The following is a 20,672-nucleotide window of genomic DNA, read 5'->3' as shown; positions in this document are numbered from 1 at the left end:
TTAGAAAAGCAAACGCATTTTTCGGTCATATTTTACTCACAGGCATAAAAAAACCCCAAAAAAGGGGCTTTTTAATTAAGAGTGTTTACTTAGGTTAGTCGTTATTAACAACCCATGTTGAGCCAACACCTACATCACTCGCTTGAATGTAGTAAAGCCCTTTTGCACCTGCCACAGCTTGTAAACCTGCTGGGTCGGTTTCAAGTAATGTGCTTGCTGCGAATACATATTCAAGTATTTCTTTACCGTTTGCAGCTGGGTCTTGATCAATAGCGCCATCGGTATCAAATGAGCCGTTACCATTTAGGTTTCTGATTGCAACCCAATCGCCACTTGTATCACCAGATACACGGCTATCCATGTAACCAAAGTTGTTGCTTAATGCTGATGTATCATGCTTGATTAAATCACAGTCGTATTCAAAAGCATGGTCGCTATCAAGCGTATTTGGATAGAATAATCCTTGTGTTAAGGCGCTACTTTCAATGGTATCTGCATCAGTTTGATCACCTAAGCCATTAGCAATAAGGTTTCCATCAAAGTTTATGACAAATGCATTTTTAGTTAAGCCATAGAGTACAGGAGCATTATCCACTGTAAGTTCATCACAATCACCCACAGGGGCACGAGAACCTATTTCAGTACTAAACACGATTGGTTGCTGAGAGTTCAAAACAGTGTTGTTAGTTACCGTTAATGTGAAGTCACCCGCCGCATCTAATACAGCTTGGTTGCCTGAGTTTGGTATACCGCCATCAGCTTGAGAAAATGGATTTGCTGTAAATACAATTCCACCAGCCTCTTTATTACCAGAACGAATACCTGCAATGTAGTTGTTACTAACTGTGTGGCCTAGCGGTGTAATTAGCACACCAGCAGGACGATCGCTAGAGCTTGCAATATCAGTAGTACGAATAATAACGTTGTCTGTCACGTTATTAAAACCACCATCTTCTAGTGAAATCCCGCCATTAGGGTTAACCACAGTGTTACCTTTGATAGTTGCACCCGATGTTTGCACACGCATTAAACGACGACCGGTTACAAAGTTTTCTACTCGATTATATTGAATAGTAAAGTTTGCATCGTCAGCTGCATCTGAACCGGTAGTACTACCCGCATTAATTAAATGAAGGCTTGAGTTACCAAAATTTGGATTCGCACTGGTGCCACTAAATAAATTGTATTGAACAACATGGTCGCTGCCTGATGAAGCAATTTTAATAACGGAGCCATTTTCAGCATTATCACGATTACTAAATGTATTTCGCTCAATTAGCGCGCCTGTGCCTTTGATCATTAACCAGTGGTAAGTCGAATTATTTAAATCGGCTTCATCACCATCCATTGTATTTTGAGTAAACTCGAAGTTATTCCCTTCAGAATAGATAATTGCACTTTCTTGCGTTTCACAAAATGAGCCTGATTTTGTATCTATATTTTTAAACGTAAGGCCTGTTAGCGCTGCACCTTCTACACCTGAAGCAACGTGAATACATACTTCGCCACTAATAACTGGCGTTTGTTCTTCAACAGCGCGAAGCGTTACACCACTGGTGAGTAAAACTTCATCCATATCAGCGTAAACACCGGTATTAAGGCCAACAACATCACCATCAGCAAGGCCGCCACTTACCGCACTTAGTAACTCTGTTGGTGAGCTAACAAGTTGGGAATAAATTACCGTCTCTAGTGAGCCACTTACAGAACCCTCAAATCCGTCGTTATCGGTGTAAGAAGCACTCACAGATATAATTGCACCCGCATATGCCGCAGGTGAAAACGTATTACTGTTTGTATCGGCTACTTCAACGCCATCGGCAAACCAGCTATAGGTAACATTTGTTTCTTCAATACCATTATTATCTGTTAGTTGTGCTGTTAATTCACCGCTAACTAAGTAAGGTGATGTGCCTATAATTGTAATACTTCCCGCTTCATCAACCGCAACAGCCGATACGGGAATTGTTTTTTCTGATGTATTATCTTCTACAAAACCATTGTCATCTGTATAAGTCACTTGTACCGATACAGCTTGTCCAATTAAAGTAGCCTCTACAATATATTCGCTTTGGGTTGCACCAACTATTTCTTCATCGTCAGCAAACCATTGATAAGTGATTTCTCCAGATACACCATCCATATCAGTAATATCAGCACTAAGCGTATTACCCACTGTGGGTGTGCCACTAATTGCTACATCACCTTGCGCATTAACACGCGCAACAGGCGCAGTGCCAACAGACGTCACTGACTCTGCAAACCCACGATCGTCTTCAAACGATGCTGTAACGGTGATCACGCTATTAAACTGTGCTTCAGTAAGCATGAGTGATGAAAGAACCTCTCCCTCAATTACTACGTCATCCGCCAACCACTCGTATACAACTGTTAAACTATCAAAACCATTTTCGTCTTCAACATTCGCGGTCAGCTCTGACCCGATAAGTGCATCACCTGTTATTGTTACGCTTGCTGGAAATGCAATGGCTGCTACGTCAGAGGTCGGATCTGAAATATGTGACTCGTTAACACCACCATCATCAGTATATTTAGCTTGAGCTGTGATAGCTAAACCAATTTGATCGTCCGTAAGCGTAAACGATGCGCTATTAGCGCCCTCTATTACTTCGTTATCTGCATACCAAAAATAAGAAACAGTTCCTGATATACCATCAGGATCTGACACGTTTGTTGTTAATGTTTGACCGCTTGTGGCTGTTCCTGACAGAGCAATAGAGCCCAGTTCGTTGTCATTGTTGTTTGCGTCAGTGTCACAACCAACTATTGCCGCTGCAATAGCGCATAGTGCAAAGTGTTTTAAATTCATGATGCCTCTATTCTCCATTTTATAGGTTAAATATTTGGCCAGCTATTGTGTGTGTTACCAAATAATCATATTAGTTGTTACCAAATTTACTTTATCTGAAAATAATTTGTTAACCAACTTGGTCATATAACCACAATAGAAATGATATTTCCAGCTTATTTACTGATGTCAATGTACCTTTTTACCTATACAAGGCACATAGGTAACCCACCAACCTATTTAAAGGATGCATAAATGTACAAAAATCAGCATTGACAAAAAATAAATTTTTACCAATTGGCTTTACAATAATGACTCTAAAATACAAATGACTATTTAACTAATGAGCGTATTAATAGAATTGCAAGAACAAGAAGATAAGTAATTAGTTGAAAAGGAAAGTAACAGAGAAAAGCTTTCTCTGTTACTAAATAACCGAAGTGAAGGGTATCGAATTAGCTTAGCGCTGAATTGTTAAAATAATCAACGGGTTCAATCGAGCCTAAAGTAACGGGAACTCGTTGATGTAAATCGTCAGGAGTTATATCTAAAATTCTAGCGCCACGCGATGTGGCTTTGCCTCCCGCATTTTCTACGAGCATTGCAAGCGGGTTGGCTTCATATAAAAGCCTAATTTTGCCATTGTCATTACCAACGCGTTTATCCTGCGGGTATAAAAATAAGCCACCGCGACATAATATCCGGTGTACATCACCTACCATTGCCGCATTCCATCGGATTGAGCTTTTTTCAAAGCTTTCAGATGTGTAAAGCAACTTGTCAAAGTACACTTGTGTAGGCTCATCCCAGTAACGATAATTTGCCATATTTACGGCAAACTCTCGGCTTTGCGAAGGAATTTGTAGTTGTGGATTAGTGAGTAAATACCCACCATGTGTTGAGTCAAGGGTATAACAGCGTGTTGGCCCACCGGTGGTCATTACGAGCAATGATGAAGGGCCATATAATACATAGCCTGCACACACTTGGCTTACACCCGGTTGGTTAAACTGCTCATCACTGTCAAAAGGTACGTCGTCTCTTGCCAAATAAATAGTAAATATTGTGCCTATTTGACCATTTACATCGATATTAGAAGAGCCATCGAGTGGATCAAAAGCAACAATAAAAGTGCCTTCAGGGTGGCCACCAACCGCATGGTCTTCTTCTTCAGAGGCAACGGTTCTTACAGAGCTGTCGTCAAGAAGAATATCTTTAAGTAATTGGTTGGCAATTATGTCTAGTTTTTTTTGAACTTCACCCTGAATGTTTTCATTCATTGTGGAACCCAAAACACCTGCAAGTTCACCTTGACCAACCCTAAACGCAATCTCTTTACTTGTGGCTAAAATAGTACGGATAAGTAAAATTAGATCCGTTCTTACACCATCTTCTTTTAATACTGTATTGAGTCTTTTCATTAGCTATACCGATTTACACAATTAAGATCTTCAAAGCACTGGATTAGTCTTGTTACCATATGCTGCTCAGAGTGACGAAGCCACACGCGTGGGTCATAGTACTTTTTGTTAGGTTTATCATCACCGTTAGGGTTACCAATTTGACCTTGTAGGTAGGCCTCGTTGCTGTTGTAGTAATCTAAAACACCGTTCCAACATGCCCACTGCGTATCGGTATCTATATTCATTTTAACTACACCATACGTTAATGACTCTGCAATTTTTTCTTCCTCTGAACCACTGCCACCATGAAATACAAAGTTAATTGAATTACTCGGTAAGTGAAATTTTTTCGCTACATATGCTTGTGAGTCTTTTAAAATAGTAGGCGTAAGGACAACATTTCCTGGTTTATAAACACCATGCACGTTGCCAAAAGAAGCGGCAATGATAAAATTAGGACTAATAGCACTTAAGCGTTCATAAGCGTAAGCAACATCTTCTGGCTGCGTATAAAGCGCTGAGCTATCAAGGTGGGAATTATCAACACCGTCTTCTTCTCCGCCTGTACAACCAAGCTCAATTTCTAGTGTCATCCCTATTTTAGCCATGCGTGCTAGGTAGCGCTCACATATCTCTATGTTCTCTTCTAGCGGCTCTTCAGATAAATCGATCATGTGTGAGCTAAACAACGGCTTACCTGTCAATCTAAAATGCCTTTCACCCTCATCCAACAAACCATCAATCCATGGTAATAATTTTTTGGCTGCGTGATCGGTATGAAGCATAACGGGGATTTCGTAGTGCGCCGCAACACTATGTACATACCTAGCTGCGCTCACCGCACCAAGTACTGCACCTTGTTGTTCTGGCAATGAGAGGCCTTTACCACAAAAAAACTGTGCACCACCATTTGAAAGCTGAATAATAACCGGTGACTTCATTTCTTTCGCGGCTTCAAGAGTTGCATTAATTGAGGTTGTGCTAACTACATTTACAGCTGGCAGCGCATACTGGTTAGCACGCGCATGGTTATATATTGCACTTACCTCGTCACCCACTATTACGCCAGGTAAAATAGTTTGAGATAAATCGTTCATTTTAGCGCTCCCTGCTATTTTATTGCTTGAATACATGAGTCTGTAATAGCTTGCCAGTTTTCTTGTGCAACCCATTCCTTTTTAGCAACCCATGTACCACCTACAGCAAATACGTTATTTAAAGAAAGATAATCCATTTTGTTACTTTCACTTACCCCACCCGTTGGGCAAAAGCTAACCGCTCTAAATACACTCGATACAGCCGACACAAACGGAGCCCCTCCTGCTAGCGATGCGGGGAATAATTTTTGCTCCTCAAAGCCATACTCTAGCGCCATTAGAATATCACCGGTATTTGATACGCCGGGTAAAACAGGAACACCACACTTTGTTAGTGCAGTTAGTAATTTAGGAGATACCGCTGGGGTTACAATAAAATCAGAACCTGCTTCAATTGCTTGCTGTAAAATAGCTTCGTTAATAACGGTACCTGCACCAACTTTAAGCTCTGGGACTTGCTCTTTAATCGCTTTTAAAGCATCAATTGAGGCGTCAGTTCTTAGCACAACTTCAACCAAAGTAAGGCCTGCTTTAGCCATAGCTTTTGCAATTTGAACACCCTGCTCTGGGGTATCAGCTTGAATTATAGGTAGCAGAGTTTGCCCTGACATAAGTTCAGAAAAGCGAGTCATAACGTTGTTCCTTTATTTTAAGTAGTTTGGCCGGGGTATGGAGGCCTTAAATTTTATTAGATACCAGCTTCAACCATTGCATGTCGAAAAACATCTTTTGGTGCAATTGCACCCGGTTGTTGAATCACAGCTCCGGCTGCTTTAGCGCCAAGTTGAACTGCTGCCGCAATTGACTTACCTGAAAGTCGAGCGCCTAAATAAACACCATTAAAGGCATCGCCCGCTGACGTTGTATCTACCAATGTGGTGACAGGTATTATTGTGTGGCTTTGAAGTGTGTTGTTTTGTTGTGTAATAACAGATTCTGGACCATTTTTAACCACAATCTCATTAATTTGATATGGCTTTAAGTACTCAATTACCGCCTCAACGCTGTGAACATCATATAATATTGTTAGGTCTTCAACTCCTGGTAGAGTTATGTCTGCAAGACTAAATGCTAAATGATACTGCGCTTTAGTATCCTCTACACTGTCCCATAAACGAGCTCGGTAGTTAGGATCAAATACAATTTTAACCCCAGCACTTTTTAGTTGCTCTAAAACCTTCCAGAATTGCTCTCGTGATGTTTTGTCTATGATGGCTAAAGAAATCCCTGAGAAGAAAAACATATCACCTTGGCATAATTGGTCAACGCACTCGGTATTTAAAAACTCAACTGTTTTTTTAGCCGCAGAATCACTTCGCCAATAAATAAAGCTTCGCTCACCGTGCTCATCTGTCTCAATGTAGTACATGCCGGGCACTTTGCTTTCGTGGCTAAATACATACTGTGTATCAAGCTGTTCACTTTCAAAGCGTTCGCGCATTTTTTTACTTAGGTTGTCTTGCCCTAAAGCCGTAATTACAGATGTGCTTATTTCAGGAAAACAGCGTTTCAAATATACCGCTGAATTATATACATCGCCTGCAAAAGATTGATGTAACGTAGCAGCGCTCATAGCCCTGAGCTCTACCATGCATTCACCCATAAAATAAATAGTATTCATTTTTAAAAGTATCCTTTGTAACTAACTGCTATGCACAAGCACTACCGTGTTGGCATAGCAGTTGAAGCAGATTAATCAGGCTTTTTAAGAGGTTCAATTTTAGGGATTAAAATCCACACTGCAGCCATTGCTATAATGGCAAGTGATGCACCAATTATGAATGCCGGAGCATAATTACCATCAGCGGTTAATATTGGTACAAGTGACGTAAGACCTACCGCACCTAGTTTTGCAGCCATGCCAGAAAAACCAGATAAGGTACCCACCGCTTTTTTGCCCAGTAAGTCACTTGGTAAAGTTTGAACATTACCAATAGCAGTTTGAAAGCCAAACAAAATAACGGCCATGATCAGAACAGCTGTTGTGGGTCCACCTGGGTTAGCCATGGCAAGTAATGCAGGAAGCATAATTAAACAACCAAGTGTAATAGTGAGCTTGCGTGTTTTGTCCGTATTCCAACCTGATTTAAGTCTATTTTGAGCAAGTAGCCCACCAAACCAGGCACCAAACATTGCGCCTACATAAGGAACCCAGCCATATATACCAATAGATTTAACGTCCATGGCATACACTTCGTTTAGATAAATAGGTATCCAGAAAACGAATAACCACCAGATTGGGTCAATTGCCGCAGAAGCTATAATTACACCCCAGCTTTGTTTACGTGAAAGCAACTCGCCAGTAGAAGGGTTATATTCTTCTTCATCTTCGCCTGTTACATCGCCGTTGTCATCAACACGTCTTTGACCTGTTAAAATGTACTCGCGCTCTTCTTCGCTTATCCAAGGGTGAGAACCTGGTGGCGCTTTTACTAAAATTAACCATGGAACTAACCATAGAAAACCCAAGGCACCTACAAAAACAAACACCATTTGCCAGCTAAAATACACTGTTAAGTAAGCGATTAGAGGAATAGCGATAATGCCACCAATTGCAGCACCAGAGTTAAAAATACCCTGTGCGAGTGCGCGTTCTTTAGTTGGGAACCACTCAGCGTTTCCCTTGGCAGCACCTGGCCAGTTACCGGCTTCAGCTACCCCTAAAATGGCACGAAAAATACTCAGGCTTAAAACACCTTGTGCAAATGCATGCGCAATGGTTGCCAATGACCACACACCAATTGATAAAACAAAACCAAAACGGGTGCCCACCCAGTCAAATATTTTACCAAAAATAGCTTGGCCAAATGCGTAGGCAAACACAAACACGATGGAAATATTTGCGTATATTTGTTTACGTTCTAATGCTGATTCATCAGGGAACATTTCTTCTACAATATCCGGCCAAAGCACACTAAGTGCTTGGCGGTCGATATAATTAATGATGGTTGCTAACGCGATTAACGCAATAACCCACCAGCGTAAGCCTTTAAGTTGCATAATTATTCCTCAAGAAAGTCTTCACGAGCTGGACTAAAAGTATCGATTAAAATACCACCTGTTGGGCATGTAGCGCCATGATCTGCAAACGGGGGAATAAAACAGCTGTCACCGGGTCTTAAAATTTCAGTGACGCCGTCAATGTTAAAGTGAAATTCACCTTCAACTACATAGGTTACTTGTGAGTGTCTATGGGCATGGTTATAACCAATTGCGCCTTTTTCAAACCAAATTTTAACGGCCATAAGCTCTTCGTTAAAACCTAACATTTGACGCTTTAAACCATTGCCTAAATCTTCAATTTCAGTTTTGTCACCAAATGAAAAATGTGCACTTTGCTTTTGCATCCTAATTACTCCTAATTATTCTTCAACGCATAAACGCCAAGTCGGTCGTTTAAGGTGAATGACTTATTTTTAAATGTGAATGTGTTGCTTGCTTTGCTGTGCGCTTTATTAATAGCGACTAAGTAGGCTTTGTTCTTAATGATTAAATGCACGAGCAATAAATTACCCTGCTCGATATAGTTGGCAGCTGACACACGGCTAACAGCCTCTAGGGTATATTCTTTACTAGGGTTATATTCACCGTGAGGCTCTAAAATAGATACAAACGTATGCTGTTTTTGATCTTCTACTCGGCGAATAAAGCCATTTTCATTACGTAAATTAAAGTGTGGATCGTTTGCACCAATTTGAGTAAACAAGAATTCTTCATCGCCCGAAACTAAACTTGTTTGCGTATAAAAGCGTCCGTTATCATTTAGCCATGTCACCTTAGCAAGGCCAGTTTGAGGTGTTGCTTGTGCTTTAAGCCATAAATGCTGGTAACCATTATTACTGCCTAATGCAGATAGCTGTGATGCATTCGCTTTTAAGTCAAAACTTGTGTCAATGAGCTGCCCTTTGTAATGAAGGGGTAAATCAAATTGATGTTTAGTCTTAGCATTGGCATTAAAAATATCTAATGTGATAGTGCTATCAAGCTCTGGTAAGTTTATTAATGCAAGGGTACGCTCTAGCTCTACGTTTTTGTAAGCCGAGCTAATTGAACCGTTTGCCACAGTACCAAACTCATTGGTGGTGAAATAATTTAGTGTTGGGTGATTGTTGTTCCCCACTTTTACATTAGCATTGAAATGCGATGTTTCATCTACCACAACTGTATTGTGTGCAACGGTATGCTTGGCGTAGGTTTCATTTTCTGGAAGATAACGACCACCAAACTTAGCTTCAACGTTTAAAAAACGAGCCGCACCGTAGTCAGATACAATTTCGTTACCTCGATCATAAAATTGCCAAGTTAATTTATCAAAATGGCCATGGCCCAAACCTTGTGCTGCAGGTTTAAATAAAACAGCTTGATCGCCACCTACTTGTGTTCTCATAACTACAAGCGCGCCTTGCTTACCATCATTACCATCACCAAACGCTACAGATCTAAACTCGTAAGGTGTTTGCATTTGATTATCTAGCGCTTGAGCTACTTTCAAGCCATCGCCAGATAAAATCGTCTGTTTTTGTTTTTTCGCAATATCTAAATAACCTGTGTCGTTTGTTAGCCCATAAGCTGCTGTAACGCCATGAACCAGCTCAATAGTGTCGATACCTTTACTTTTTATAGCATCATTAATTGGGAAGAATAAACCGTTGTAGCTAAGTTGAATAGTGGTATCAATCGCTTTGAGTAGCACACCATCGCGGTATTCAAAAATATTACGTTGCGGCTCGTTATTCTCTATTGCTTTAGCAAACGTAACAAATGGCAATAATGCAAAACGCTGATAATACGGCCCTTCGTTGTAGTAGCCTTGTGGTGAAAACAGCATTTCTAATTGTTTAATAAAGCCACCTTTACCCGACTTGTCTAGGTCATATAGCGATTTTTCCACCCACTCAGGCTCGTCTAATACATAACCTGCCATACCTACACCAGCCGTGGCCCATGTACCATGATTGTGTACTTTATTAAACGTTGACGGTTGACCCTCTGATGTGAACAATGAAACAGGGCGCATTAAATCATCCTCTATAACTTTAACCTGTGCGGCGCTTAATGAATCATAAATAAGGTCGTAAGCTTGTATAGTGTAAACAAGCCACATAGCTTCATTCAGGCTTTGCCAAAATAGCTTGCCAGGGTTTTGTGATTTAACTTTACGCTTTGGATGAACGTCAAGTGTTGGATAAAGAGCTGCGTATTCAAGCAGCATGTCGCGAACATAAGCAGCATATTTATCGTCTTCGCTTAATTGATAAATAATCCCCGCGTTGTACATTACCTGATAGTTCTTTTTATGGCGTTCGTGCGTATAGCCGCCCCCACCATCTTTTGGAACTGGTACCGTGATAGGCTGCTTTATTTGCTTATCTACTTGTGCTTTTAAATCGTTATACGCCGTTGCAAACTGTCCCTCACCCTTTATTGCTTGGCGCATGAGCTTTACATCGTCAATTGTGATTACAAGGTTAGGATGTGACCCAGCAATGGCGACTGATGACAGTAACAATGAAAATAAACCTAAAAAAGCAGCTTTTATGTGTGTTGTTCGTTTAAAAAAATTCATCAGTTTACTGCCCCTCACTTATCACGTTGTTATTTTCAAGAATTGCGGTATGCGGACCTTTAACTCTTAGTTCTTTTACACTTGGGGCGGGTGTTTCTTTAAATGTATTTTTTAATACTTTTGTGATTGGCTCGCCAACAGTATGCTCAACGACTATGGGTGCAGAATTAGTGAACTCGTTATTTTCAATATTAGTTACCTGCACACCATGAACATAAATACTGGCTTTTTCTTTATTGCGTTTACCAAGGCCAACATTGTTAAGCGTATTATTTTTCATCTCAAAATGAGGGCCAAATGTACTCTCGTCAGACCCGCCTCGGTAGAGTTTTACTAAACTGCCTTTTACATTTTTAAAGCTATTGCCCGTAACCGTCACGTACTCTGCGTTGTAAACACCTAAGTCTTCGATTTCTGTATTTAGGCGTAATACATCACCCGTAATTTCATTAAATGTATTATTATTTAATACAATGGTATCGGCCATAGCCCCTTTACCAGTGACGAAAAAATGAAATGAATGATTAATATCTAATGCATTGATTTCTGTATTTGTCATTTCAAGGCGGTAATTTTCTATCATTCCCCACTTTTGTGTACGAACCACACTGTTACCAATGGCGTCAGGCGCGTTCTCACCTGAAATTGATAAACCATCAATTTTTAAGCTGCCGCCATCATGAATTTCAAATAAGGTAGAACGTTGAAAGGTAAGCTTTGATTGGCCTTCTTTCTTTGCCTTTATGGTAAGTGTTTTGTTTATTTTTACTAATTTAGGAATATCGTATTGACCAGGTGCCAATACCAATACATCACCTGTATTAGCATTCGCAATAGCATTTAATAAAGCATCTGCACCCGCTTTTACATTGATTGTTTTGCCCGAATCAAATGCTGTTAATGCAGGTGTTTTAGGATACCAACTAACACCTACTTCTTCTTTTTGTAATACTTTTAAGTCGCGTTTTACGCCTACAGTTAACTTTTTAGATACTGGGTAAAATAATCCATTTTTGGATTTTTTTAGCTTTATATCTTGCTTTTCTACACCATAAGCTAGCTCATCTAACACATTGGTATTGGCAGCATTATTACTAAGGACTAAACCAGTCACGTCGTCAAATGTTGTAAACGGCTGATTACCACTTTGATTTACAATCAAATTGTTGCTCATTGTGCTGTTTATTGGGACTGCACTGCGTTCAGCATCACTTCCTGCCGCGAGCTGTATGTGACGTACATTTACGAATGTATTATTTTCGATTGTGGCGTTTTCTACCTGATGGTAGCGATTAATTGATGAATTAGGTACGCCATTCATCACAGTGAAACCACTCCCGAAGCGGTAGCCAGTTAACCCTTCTAGGTAGTTATTTTTAACAATTTGGTCTTTGTTGATTACGCGAATACCGCCAGTATGATCAACACCATTACCAATAAATACGTTTTCTTCTATTAGATTACCATTGCCATGGCGTAGCGTTAGTGTGCCTCGAGCTTCATAAAACACATTATTTTTAAGGGTATTTTTACCTGACTTAACAGATATTATTTCAACTTCACCATTAGTGCGCTCAAAGTAGTTGTTTTCAACCAAGGTATACGAGTCAGTTAAAGAATAATGACTTGTACCTATTCGTAGTGTTTCGCCACCATTGGATCCAAATGTAGGACGGTAGCCAAAATAATTATTGTCAATTTTGTGATGATTTTGTTGGCTTTGAGGAGTATTTAATCGAACAGCGACTGTCACACCTTTATTTCTTTTTCCCACTAGGTGACTGTGGTCAAATCTATTGTGTTGGCCGTATAGCGCTACCCAGTAATCTGACTCTCGCTTATCTGGATTATTGTAATTGTCGATCACAACGTTGGTAACACGTGAGTGGTAAGCTAACTCTTTTTTATCACGACGAAACTCAATTACTGCAGAACTGGGTGTATAACCATCTTTAAAAACTAAACCCGACACTTCAAGATATTGACCCGCAAGACGAAGATTAGATTGGCCTGATAAAATAACGCTGCCATGTGTTTCAGCTGTTAACGTAATAGGTGCATTTTTTTTACCCTGACCCTGTAATAAAATTTCAAAATCAGACCAAGTTCCATTTTTAAGAATAACTTTATCGCCTGCAAGTAGGTTTGCTGCAATATCGTTGAAAGCCTGTTGGTCCTCTACAAAATAATCTTTGGCCGCTATGTGTGTTGATAGGCAACCGATGAGAACTAGACTAAGCTTTATTGTATTAATCAAACGCATAGTTAACTCTTTTTCGTTGTGACTAAGTAAATGCGCTATCAGGGTTAAATAGACTGACAATACATAAAGACTTAAGTCAATTGGTGTCATGTGTGTTGAAGCGCTTTAAGTCATAAGCTTAAAGCGCTTTAAAGCTAGAAAAGAATTACTTTTCTAGTTTTTTGAAGTAATCAAATATCTCTGGCACGTTGCCTTGCCCCATACCTGCGTCAAATGCAGCTTGTAAGTTAGCAGACGAACCTTCAGCAATTTTTGATTGAGTGCCTAAATCTTCAACCATTTGTAAAAAATAGCCTAAGTCTTTATTTGCATTGGCGATAGAAAAACCCAAGTCGCTTACATTATCAACCGCGTAGTTTTTACAAAAATGCATAAACGGGGAGTTTGACGGACCAGTAGACATTATGTCGAACAATTGCTGACGGTCTACACCTGCAAGCTCTGCAACAGCAAACGCTTGTGACATAGCACATACAGTCGTCATTCCCATAAAGTTATTGATTAACTTAGTTGTGTGGCCAGCGCCTAAATCACCTAAGTGAAAAACGTTTTCGCCTTGGTCTTCTAATACAGATTTCACTTTATTAAAGGTCGCCATATCGCCAGACGCCATAATATTTAATAAACCATCTTTGGCATGTGCAGGTGTACGACCTAATGGCGCGTCAATCATACCAGCACCCTTAGCAGCTAAGTCAGCACCAATTTTTTTAGTTGAAGATGGTATCGATGTACCGAAGTCCACAAGCACTGCGCCTTCTTTGATCCCAGCTAAAATACCATCATCTGCGTAAACAATTTTTTCAACAACAGCTGAAGTTGTTAGACAAAGCATTACAATATCTGCACCTGAAGCAAGTTCTTTCGCCGTGCTTGCTGTTTTTGCGCCTCGAGCAACACATGCAGCAACTGCATCTTTGCTTAAATCCATAACAATCAGCTCATAGCCTTTGTTTTGTAAATTTTCGGCCATATTGCCGCCCATAAGGCCTAGACCGATGAAACCGATTACAGGTTTTGACATGAAAAACTCCTAGATATGATGGCGCAAACTTTTATGATAATGAGTAATGATTTACCCCATAAAATAGGTACGCTCTGTCTTTTATTTAATTCAGTAGAGCCACTATATTTAGTTAAATAAATAAGTCTTTTGTGCTTTATTAAAGTAAAAATGTTAAACCAAATTTTCATTGGTTTTGCATTTTTTATGCTCTTATTTAAATTTAAAATTTAGTGTAACTCTGATTAATTGCTAACCCATTTAGTAACAACGTTAACGAGGTTACCAATTGGTATGCACAAACATTATGACCAAATGCATTTATTGTCAACCAATAAGTTACTTTTTGTAAATTAGCCAGTTACAACCAAATGCTAATAGAAATAAAAATACCCAGCAATTACAACAAGATAAAAACCAAAACCTAACTCTTCGTGTAAAAGCATTGTTAAATAATATTAAAATAAACTTTCAGTGACAGGTTGACCAATAAGCGTAAAAATTGGCTGACCAGTCGCATTTTTATTTAAAATTGGTAATTAATTTAAGTTGTTAACTCACATATAAATAATAAATGGACGTTTTATTGGTTGTAATAAACATGTGCTGCCCTCATATAATCTCAAACTAACAAAGCAATACGCCTTCTATAAAAAACGTATTTCAAAACGTCTGAATGAAAGGCCGACTACATTCAAATAAAGTTTAAGGTTACTTAAATGCGCTTATTACACACTATGCTTCGCGTTACAAATTTAGAAAAATCCATTGCGTTTTACACGCATGTTCTTGGTATGAAAGAGCTACGTCGCTCTGAAAATGAAGAGTACCGATACACATTGGCCTTTATAGGCTATGGCGACGAAAAAGATACAACCGTCCTTGAGCTAACATACAACTGGGATCAAAGTAGTTACAGCTTAGGAGACGCCTACGGGCACATCGCCATTGAATTTGAAGACATATATAAAGCGTGCGATGACATAAAAGCGGCAGGTGGAAATATAAGTCGAGAACCCGGCCCAGTTAAAGGTGGGACAACCCAAATTGCATTCGTTAAAGACCCTGATGGGTATGCAATTGAGCTTATTCAGAAAAAATCATAAATAATAATGCGTGGTATTTTACCCATAAAAAAAGGTGCCTTTGGCACCTTTATCGTAGTTGACTATCTTTACTACCACGGCGATTGAACGCGTTAGAATTGCTGGGTAGTCCTTCTAATTCTGCTTGGCATGAAATGCAGTAGCGTACGCCTGGTAATGCTAACCTTCTTGCTTGTGGTATTTTCTCGTCACACTCATCGCAAATCTCAGCACTAGCTCCAGTGATTAAGTTTCTTCTTGCATATTGTACTGCATCGTTAACACTTGCATCTATTTGCTCTTGAATTGCGCCATCTCGCGCCCATCCACTTGCCATAAATCCTCCTCTTTTTCTGGAAGTTTTATATAGGTTAACAAGTAAAATATTTATAAGCCCTGAATAGAGAAGAGATAAAATTAAAGCAGCTAAAAAGCTGCTTTATCATACCGATTATTCAATTAAATATTAAAGACTATAATCAACAACCTTCATACCTAATTTCTCAAGCTCTGGACGCAATGTCTTTGCATCTCCAACCACTAGGTAAATCATATCTTTAGCATTTAAGTGCTTTTTAGCTAAAGCATTAATTTCTTCTTTACTAATAGTGCTAACAATCTTATTTCTTTCTTTTACAAAGTTAGGTTCTAAATCAAACTCTAAAATTTGTGCCAAAAAGCCAAGTTTTGCATTAGGGGTTTCGTATTTAAGCGCATCTTTTTGGTTAATTGCCTTACGCATAAACATCAGCTCTTCGTCTGTTACACCGTTTTGAGCGTAGTTATTAAGCTCATTAGTAAACTCTGTAATAGACGCAGCAGTCGAATCAGCTCTTACTGCTGCAGAGGCTGTAAAACCACCTGATGTTTTATCACCCCAAAAACGTGAACGAGCACCATATGTATAGCCTTTATCCTCTCGTAAATTTAGATTGATACGGCTGTTAAAAGTACCACCAAGCGCAAAGTTCATTAAATTAGCTTTAAAAAATTCACCTGTAATATCTTCAACCATATCGCGTTTACCGATACGAATTTGTGATTGCGGCGCACCAGGTTTATCCACAAGATAAATTACGTTTGTTTGAACGTTAGGCTCGGTAAAGTCTACATCAAAACTTTGGCCTTTCCCTTGCCAGTTAGCAAGTGCTGATTTAACTTTTGGTTCGACATCAGCTTCACTTAAATCTGACACTATAATGACTTGAGCACCTTGTGGTTTAAAGTTGGCTTTATAAAAAGTTTCAACGTCATCTAATGTAATAGCCTCAATACTATTAAGCGTTCCAGAACTTGGAAGTGCAGCTATATTGTCGCCATATAGTAATTTGCTATATGTATTAGATGCTAAATACCCAGCATCCTTCATTGAATGTTGAATATTTTGAATGATTTGCTTTTTATTACGCTCAAAATCATCGGCATTAAATGCTGGTCTAAATAACTTTTCTTCAACAAGCTTTAATGTTGCGTCTAGGTTTTTAGTCAAGGTAGAAACATATACATTTGTGTGTGTTTTATCAGCGTATATGCTTACTTGGCTACCCAGTTTTTCAAGCGCGTTACTCATTTCCTCTGTAGTATAGTTTTGCGTTGACTCGCTCATTAACGATGCAGTCATCGACGATAAACCCACTTTACTAGTCTGCTCGTTATAAAAGCCACCCGGTATTTTAATGAATACAGCTGTAGTGGGTGTTTCACTGCTTTGAGTGCCCAATATTTTAATACCGTTGTCGGTCTTAGTTTGCCAAAGCGCAGGTACGTCTACAGCAGGGTTTGCACCCGCTACAGGCTGAACACTTCGATCAAATGTATCAACAGCTCTTCGGGCGACTAAATCATCAGCAGAGGTTGTCGAGGGGCCTCCAAAATCATGCTTCTTAGGAGTAAAATTATCTGGAGCGGCTATAAGTTGAGTTTGTCCCTCTGGAACTACACTCATAATAACTGAAGATTTACCTTTAATGTATTGATTAAATACACGCATAACATCTGCTTTTGTCACACTGTTATAGCGTGCAATTTCAGCTTTAGTTGAGTTTGGATTGCCCGTAAATGTTTCTGATGCAGCAAGTTGAGATACCTTTCCGGATACGCTTTGTAAGCCAAATATTGCACCCGATTCTATTTTTGCTTTTACTTTATCTAAATCGTCTTGTGTAACACCGCGCTTTTCAAATTCAGTAAATGAATCACGTACAATTTTTTCCATATCAGCTAACGTTTTACCTGATGTGGGGTTTGGTAAAGCATAAATACTAATTGAGCAAGATAACTCTTGGCATGGGTGATTGGCACTAGCTTGAACTGCAAGTTGAGTTTTTACTAGGTTTTTATAAAGTAATGAGTTATTGCCACCACCTAAAATTTCGGCAAGTATATCTAGTGGTGCTTCATCCTCAGAGCGAGCATAAGTCGTTGGAAAACTCATTGCCAGTAAAGGTAAATGAACTTTATCTTCCATCGATATATATCTATCAGCATTTAGTGTTACCGCTTTTTTTTCAACTTTAGGTATTTCAGGGCCTTTTGGGATTGGCGCAAAGTATTTAGTAACTAATGGCAATATTTCATTAGCGTTGATGTCTCCACCAATGGTAAGCGTTGCGTTATTAGGACCATACCATTTCAAAAAGAATGCTTTTAGGTCATTAACATTCACACGATTTAGATCGTCCATAAATCCAATAACAGGCCACGAATACGGATGTCCATCGGGATACATTGCTTGTGCCATACGCTCACCTAAACGACCATAAGGACGATTATCGACTCGTTGACCTCGTTCATTTTTTACAGTTTCTCGTTGTACTTCAAATTTTTCTTGAGTCACAGCATCTAATAAAAAGCCCATTCTGTCAGACTCTAACCACAACATCTTTTCTAACTGATTTACAGGGACTGTTTCAAAATAATTTGTTCTATCTGAATTAGTAGTTCCATTTAAAGTACCACCTGCCTCTGAGATTATTTTAAAATGCTCTTCGTCAGCAACATTTTCAGATCCTTGAAACATCATATGCTCAAAAAAATGAGCAAAACCTGACTTACCAAGTTCTTCGCGAGCAGATCCAACATGGTAGGTAACATCAACGTGCACTAGTGGATCTGAATGATCTTCATGAACGATAACTGTTAGACCATTATCAAGTTTATATTTTTTATAAGGTATGTTGATATCGTTAGGATTAGCTTGAACAGATTCTATGAGTGTAACGCCTGGAATTGATACTTCTGCTGCGGTATTTTTATCAATTGCTTGGGTTGAGCTATTACAAGCAGCTAACCCTGATGCTAATAATACTGTAAGTGCTATTTTTGAGAGTTTCATTTTTTAGTCCATTTTTAATTAACTCAATGAGTTTAAGGACTAAGTAGAGTTACAACAAGTTGTATTGAAGGGAAATTACTATGGTTTTGTAACTAAGTGTAAACACTTAATCTTTAAGAGAAAATGATAACTAATTTTAGAAGAAAATCTGTGGATATCTTAACAACACTTCACTTCCCTATTGAAATAGTAAGTGGCGTCCCCAAGGGGATTCGAACCCCTGTTACCGCCGTGAAAGGGCGGTGTCCTAGGCCTCTAGACGATGGGGACACATAAATGTGTCACTAGGACAACTGAATGGTTTTACTCGTTTCAGGCGAGCTTTCTTAACAACACTACACTGACTATTAAATAGTAAGTGGCGTCCCCAAGGGGATTCGAACCCCTGTTACCGCCGTGAAAGGGCGGTGTCCTAGGCCTCTAGACGATGGGGACACATAAATGTGTCACTAGGACAACTGAATGGTTTGACTCGTTTCAGGCGAGCTTTCTTAATAACACTACACTGACTATTAAAATAGTAAGTGGCGTCCCCAAGGGGATTCGAACCCCTGTTACCGCCGTGAAAGGGCGGTGTCCTAGGCCTCTAGACGATGGGGACACATAAATGTGTCACTAGGACAACTGAATGGTTTGACTCGTTTCAGGCGAGCTTTCTTAATAACACTACACTGACTATTAAAATAGTAAGTGGCGTCCCCAAGGGGATTCGAACCCCTGTTACCGCCGTGAAAGGGCGGTGTCCTAGGCCTCTAGACGATGGGGACACATAAATGTGTCACTAGGACAACTGAATGGTTTGACTCGTTTCAGGCGAGCTTTCTTAATAACACTACACTGACTATTAAAATAGTAAGTGGCGTCCCCAAGGGGATTCGAACCCCTGTTACCGCCGTGAAAGGGCGGTGTCCTAGGCCTCTAGACGATGGGGACACATAAATGTGTCACTAGGACATTTGATGAGTTTGACTCACATCATGAGTTGCTAAGGTAATGCATATAATACAAGTAAAGACTCGAGCTTTAATTGTTACGCTATTCTCTTGGTAAAACCACCTCTAGCTTAAAGCTAGATGGCGTCCCCAAGGGGATTCGAACCCCTGTTACCGCCGTGAAAGGGCGGTGTCCTAGGCCTCTAGACGATGGGGACACAGAAAACTGCTACCCTAGGACAAACACTAATAATTGGTGGAGCTATGCGGGATCGAACCGCAGACCTCTTCACTGCCAGCGAAGCGCTCTCCCAGCTGAGCTATAGCCCCAACTTAATCAACACTCGCCGTAATAACTACGTCGTGTATTGCTTAGTGCGGGGCGCATTCTATGCACCACCCAAAATAAAGTCAACAGTTTTTTATCCAGCTTTATTTAAATGGTTTAATTTTCAACAAACTGGCTATCAAGCATGCTAAAAAACACAATTTGATTAAAATCATTGCCCTAATGCGACTCCCCTACACTTTTATTTTATGTAGCGTTGCTAGTCAGTGAATGGTAGTTCACTACCCTACCCTCAAAAGGTATACATTTATATGCAATTCAAACATTGCAAATATAATTTATAAATTACCGACCTAACACTGTACTTTCATATCAACAGGCCAGTTAGGTAAATGCAGTAAAACACACATGCTTTTTATAGTTGCACTTTAAAATACTTTTTCTATTTTATTTGTTATGACTTTTTAGAGAGGTAACAAAATATATATTCTTATTATAGAAGGTTTAAATGTTCAACAATTAAAAGTAATCGCTTGTGTATTCCCCAAAAAAACTAGATTAACCACTAATGTGAGTTATAAACACCACAAATACACCACACAATTACGTTACTGAACATGTTTTGCCTATAAAATAGACGCCCGCCATATCTTGTTGTTTATAAAACCTTCATTCAGTACATTTTTGTCATTCAAGTGTTGACACATTTTCAACTCTATCTATAATAGCGCCCCACAACAACGCAGCAATGTGGAGTTGTTTAGATGTGGGTGATTAGCTCAGTTGGGAGAGCATCGCCCTTACAAGGCGAGGGTCACTGGTTCAAGTCCAGTATCACCCACCACTTTTAAAAGTGTTCGCATCTAAATTCTATACGGACTCTATGTTCAT

The 20,672-nt window shown here is 39.5% G+C and carries 13 protein-coding genes and 8 tRNA genes; 2 read left to right on the top strand and 19 right to left on the bottom strand.

Annotated features, from left to right (window positions below):
* Positions 1-94: 94 nt before the first annotated feature.
* The 10 genes from RF53_RS04195 to RF53_RS04150 form a co-directional block, all read right to left on the bottom strand.
* On the bottom strand, positions 95-2,830 hold the full coding sequence (locus RF53_RS04195; RefSeq protein WP_039036678.1) for a poly(beta-D-mannuronate) lyase: 2,736 nt from the start codon (positions 2,828-2,830) through the stop codon (positions 95-97).
* 434 nt (positions 2,831-3,264) lie between these two features.
* A complete protein-coding gene (locus RF53_RS04190; protein WP_010558054.1) occupies positions 3,265-4,230 on the bottom strand; it encodes a class 1 fructose-bisphosphatase in 966 nt (321 codons plus the stop codon).
* Entirely contained in the window at positions 4,230-5,309 is a 1,080-nt protein-coding gene (gene fbaA / locus RF53_RS04185; protein WP_039036677.1) for a class II fructose-bisphosphate aldolase, read from the bottom strand. Before fbaA ends, RF53_RS04190 begins: the two co-directional genes overlap by 1 nt.
* Before the next feature lie 14 nt (positions 5,310-5,323).
* The gene (gene eda / locus RF53_RS04180; protein ID WP_006794597.1) at positions 5,324-5,941 is read right to left on the bottom strand and encodes a bifunctional 4-hydroxy-2-oxoglutarate aldolase/2-dehydro-3-deoxy-phosphogluconate aldolase; all 618 of its coding nucleotides are present in this window, start codon (positions 5,939-5,941) and stop codon (positions 5,324-5,326) included.
* A 56-nt stretch (positions 5,942-5,997) separates the two neighbouring features.
* Positions 5,998-6,930, bottom strand: coding sequence for a sugar kinase (locus RF53_RS04175; protein ID WP_039036676.1), 933 nt, complete (start codon positions 6,928-6,930; stop codon positions 5,998-6,000).
* A gap of 71 nt (positions 6,931-7,001) precedes the next feature.
* A complete protein-coding gene (locus RF53_RS04170) occupies positions 7,002-8,309 on the bottom strand; it encodes an MFS transporter (RefSeq protein WP_006794595.1) in 1,308 nt (435 codons plus the stop codon).
* A 2-nt stretch (positions 8,310-8,311) separates the two neighbouring features.
* Complete coding sequence (locus RF53_RS04165; RefSeq protein WP_006794594.1) at positions 8,312-8,656, bottom strand: cupin domain-containing protein; 345 nt, start codon at positions 8,654-8,656, stop codon at positions 8,312-8,314.
* An 11-nt stretch (positions 8,657-8,667) separates the two neighbouring features.
* The gene (locus RF53_RS04160) at positions 8,668-10,875 is read right to left on the bottom strand and encodes a heparinase II/III domain-containing protein (protein WP_039036675.1); all 2,208 of its coding nucleotides are present in this window, start codon (positions 10,873-10,875) and stop codon (positions 8,668-8,670) included.
* 4 nt (positions 10,876-10,879) lie between these two features.
* A complete protein-coding gene (locus RF53_RS04155; protein ID WP_039036813.1) occupies positions 10,880-13,138 on the bottom strand; it encodes a polysaccharide lyase 6 family protein in 2,259 nt (752 codons plus the stop codon).
* A 145-nt stretch (positions 13,139-13,283) separates the two neighbouring features.
* Positions 13,284-14,162 (bottom strand): NAD(P)-dependent oxidoreductase, encoded by an 879-nt coding sequence (locus RF53_RS04150; RefSeq protein WP_008131457.1) that lies wholly within the window; start codon positions 14,160-14,162, stop codon positions 13,284-13,286.
* Positions 14,163-14,860: 698 nt separating this feature from the next.
* On the opposite strand from RF53_RS04150, the gene gloA reads away from it, so the two are divergent.
* Positions 14,861-15,247, top strand: coding sequence for a lactoylglutathione lyase (gene gloA / locus RF53_RS04145; protein ID WP_006794590.1), 387 nt, complete (start codon positions 14,861-14,863; stop codon positions 15,245-15,247).
* Between the two features lie 49 nt (positions 15,248-15,296).
* Here the strand turns inward: gloA and RF53_RS04140 are convergent, their stop codons facing one another.
* From RF53_RS04140 to RF53_RS04100, 9 genes are all read right to left on the bottom strand, one after another.
* A complete protein-coding gene (locus RF53_RS04140) occupies positions 15,297-15,563 on the bottom strand; it encodes a DksA/TraR family C4-type zinc finger protein (protein WP_010558061.1) in 267 nt (88 codons plus the stop codon).
* Positions 15,564-15,692: 129 nt separating this feature from the next.
* Positions 15,693-18,560 (bottom strand): M16 family metallopeptidase, encoded by a 2,868-nt coding sequence (locus RF53_RS04135; RefSeq protein ID WP_039036674.1) that lies wholly within the window; start codon positions 18,558-18,560, stop codon positions 15,693-15,695.
* A 194-nt stretch (positions 18,561-18,754) separates the two neighbouring features.
* A tRNA-Glu gene (locus RF53_RS04130) sits at positions 18,755-18,830 on the bottom strand.
* An 89-nt stretch (positions 18,831-18,919) separates the two neighbouring features.
* Positions 18,920-18,995: transfer RNA gene (locus RF53_RS04125), tRNA-Glu, on the bottom strand.
* A 90-nt stretch (positions 18,996-19,085) separates the two neighbouring features.
* Positions 19,086-19,161 (bottom strand) — tRNA-Glu (locus RF53_RS04120).
* A gap of 90 nt (positions 19,162-19,251) precedes the next feature.
* Positions 19,252-19,327 (bottom strand) — tRNA-Glu (locus tag RF53_RS04115).
* Positions 19,328-19,417: 90 nt separating this feature from the next.
* Positions 19,418-19,493: transfer RNA gene (locus tag RF53_RS04110), tRNA-Glu, on the bottom strand.
* 141 nt (positions 19,494-19,634) lie between these two features.
* Positions 19,635-19,710, bottom strand: a tRNA-Glu gene (locus RF53_RS04105).
* A 36-nt stretch (positions 19,711-19,746) separates the two neighbouring features.
* A tRNA-Ala gene (locus RF53_RS04100) sits at positions 19,747-19,822 on the bottom strand.
* 727 nt (positions 19,823-20,549) lie between these two features.
* On the opposite strand from RF53_RS04100, the gene RF53_RS04095 reads away from it, so the two are divergent.
* Positions 20,550-20,625: transfer RNA gene (locus RF53_RS04095), tRNA-Val, on the top strand.
* The last annotated feature ends 47 nt before the right edge of the window (positions 20,626-20,672 follow it).

This window comes from Pseudoalteromonas sp. ECSMB14103 (assembly GCF_000813065.1).
GTDB classification, from domain to species: domain Bacteria; phylum Pseudomonadota; class Gammaproteobacteria; order Enterobacterales; family Alteromonadaceae; genus Pseudoalteromonas; species Pseudoalteromonas marina.
The sequence above is the reverse complement of the archived record's forward strand: the minus strand, read 5'-3'. Positions and strand labels throughout refer to the sequence as shown.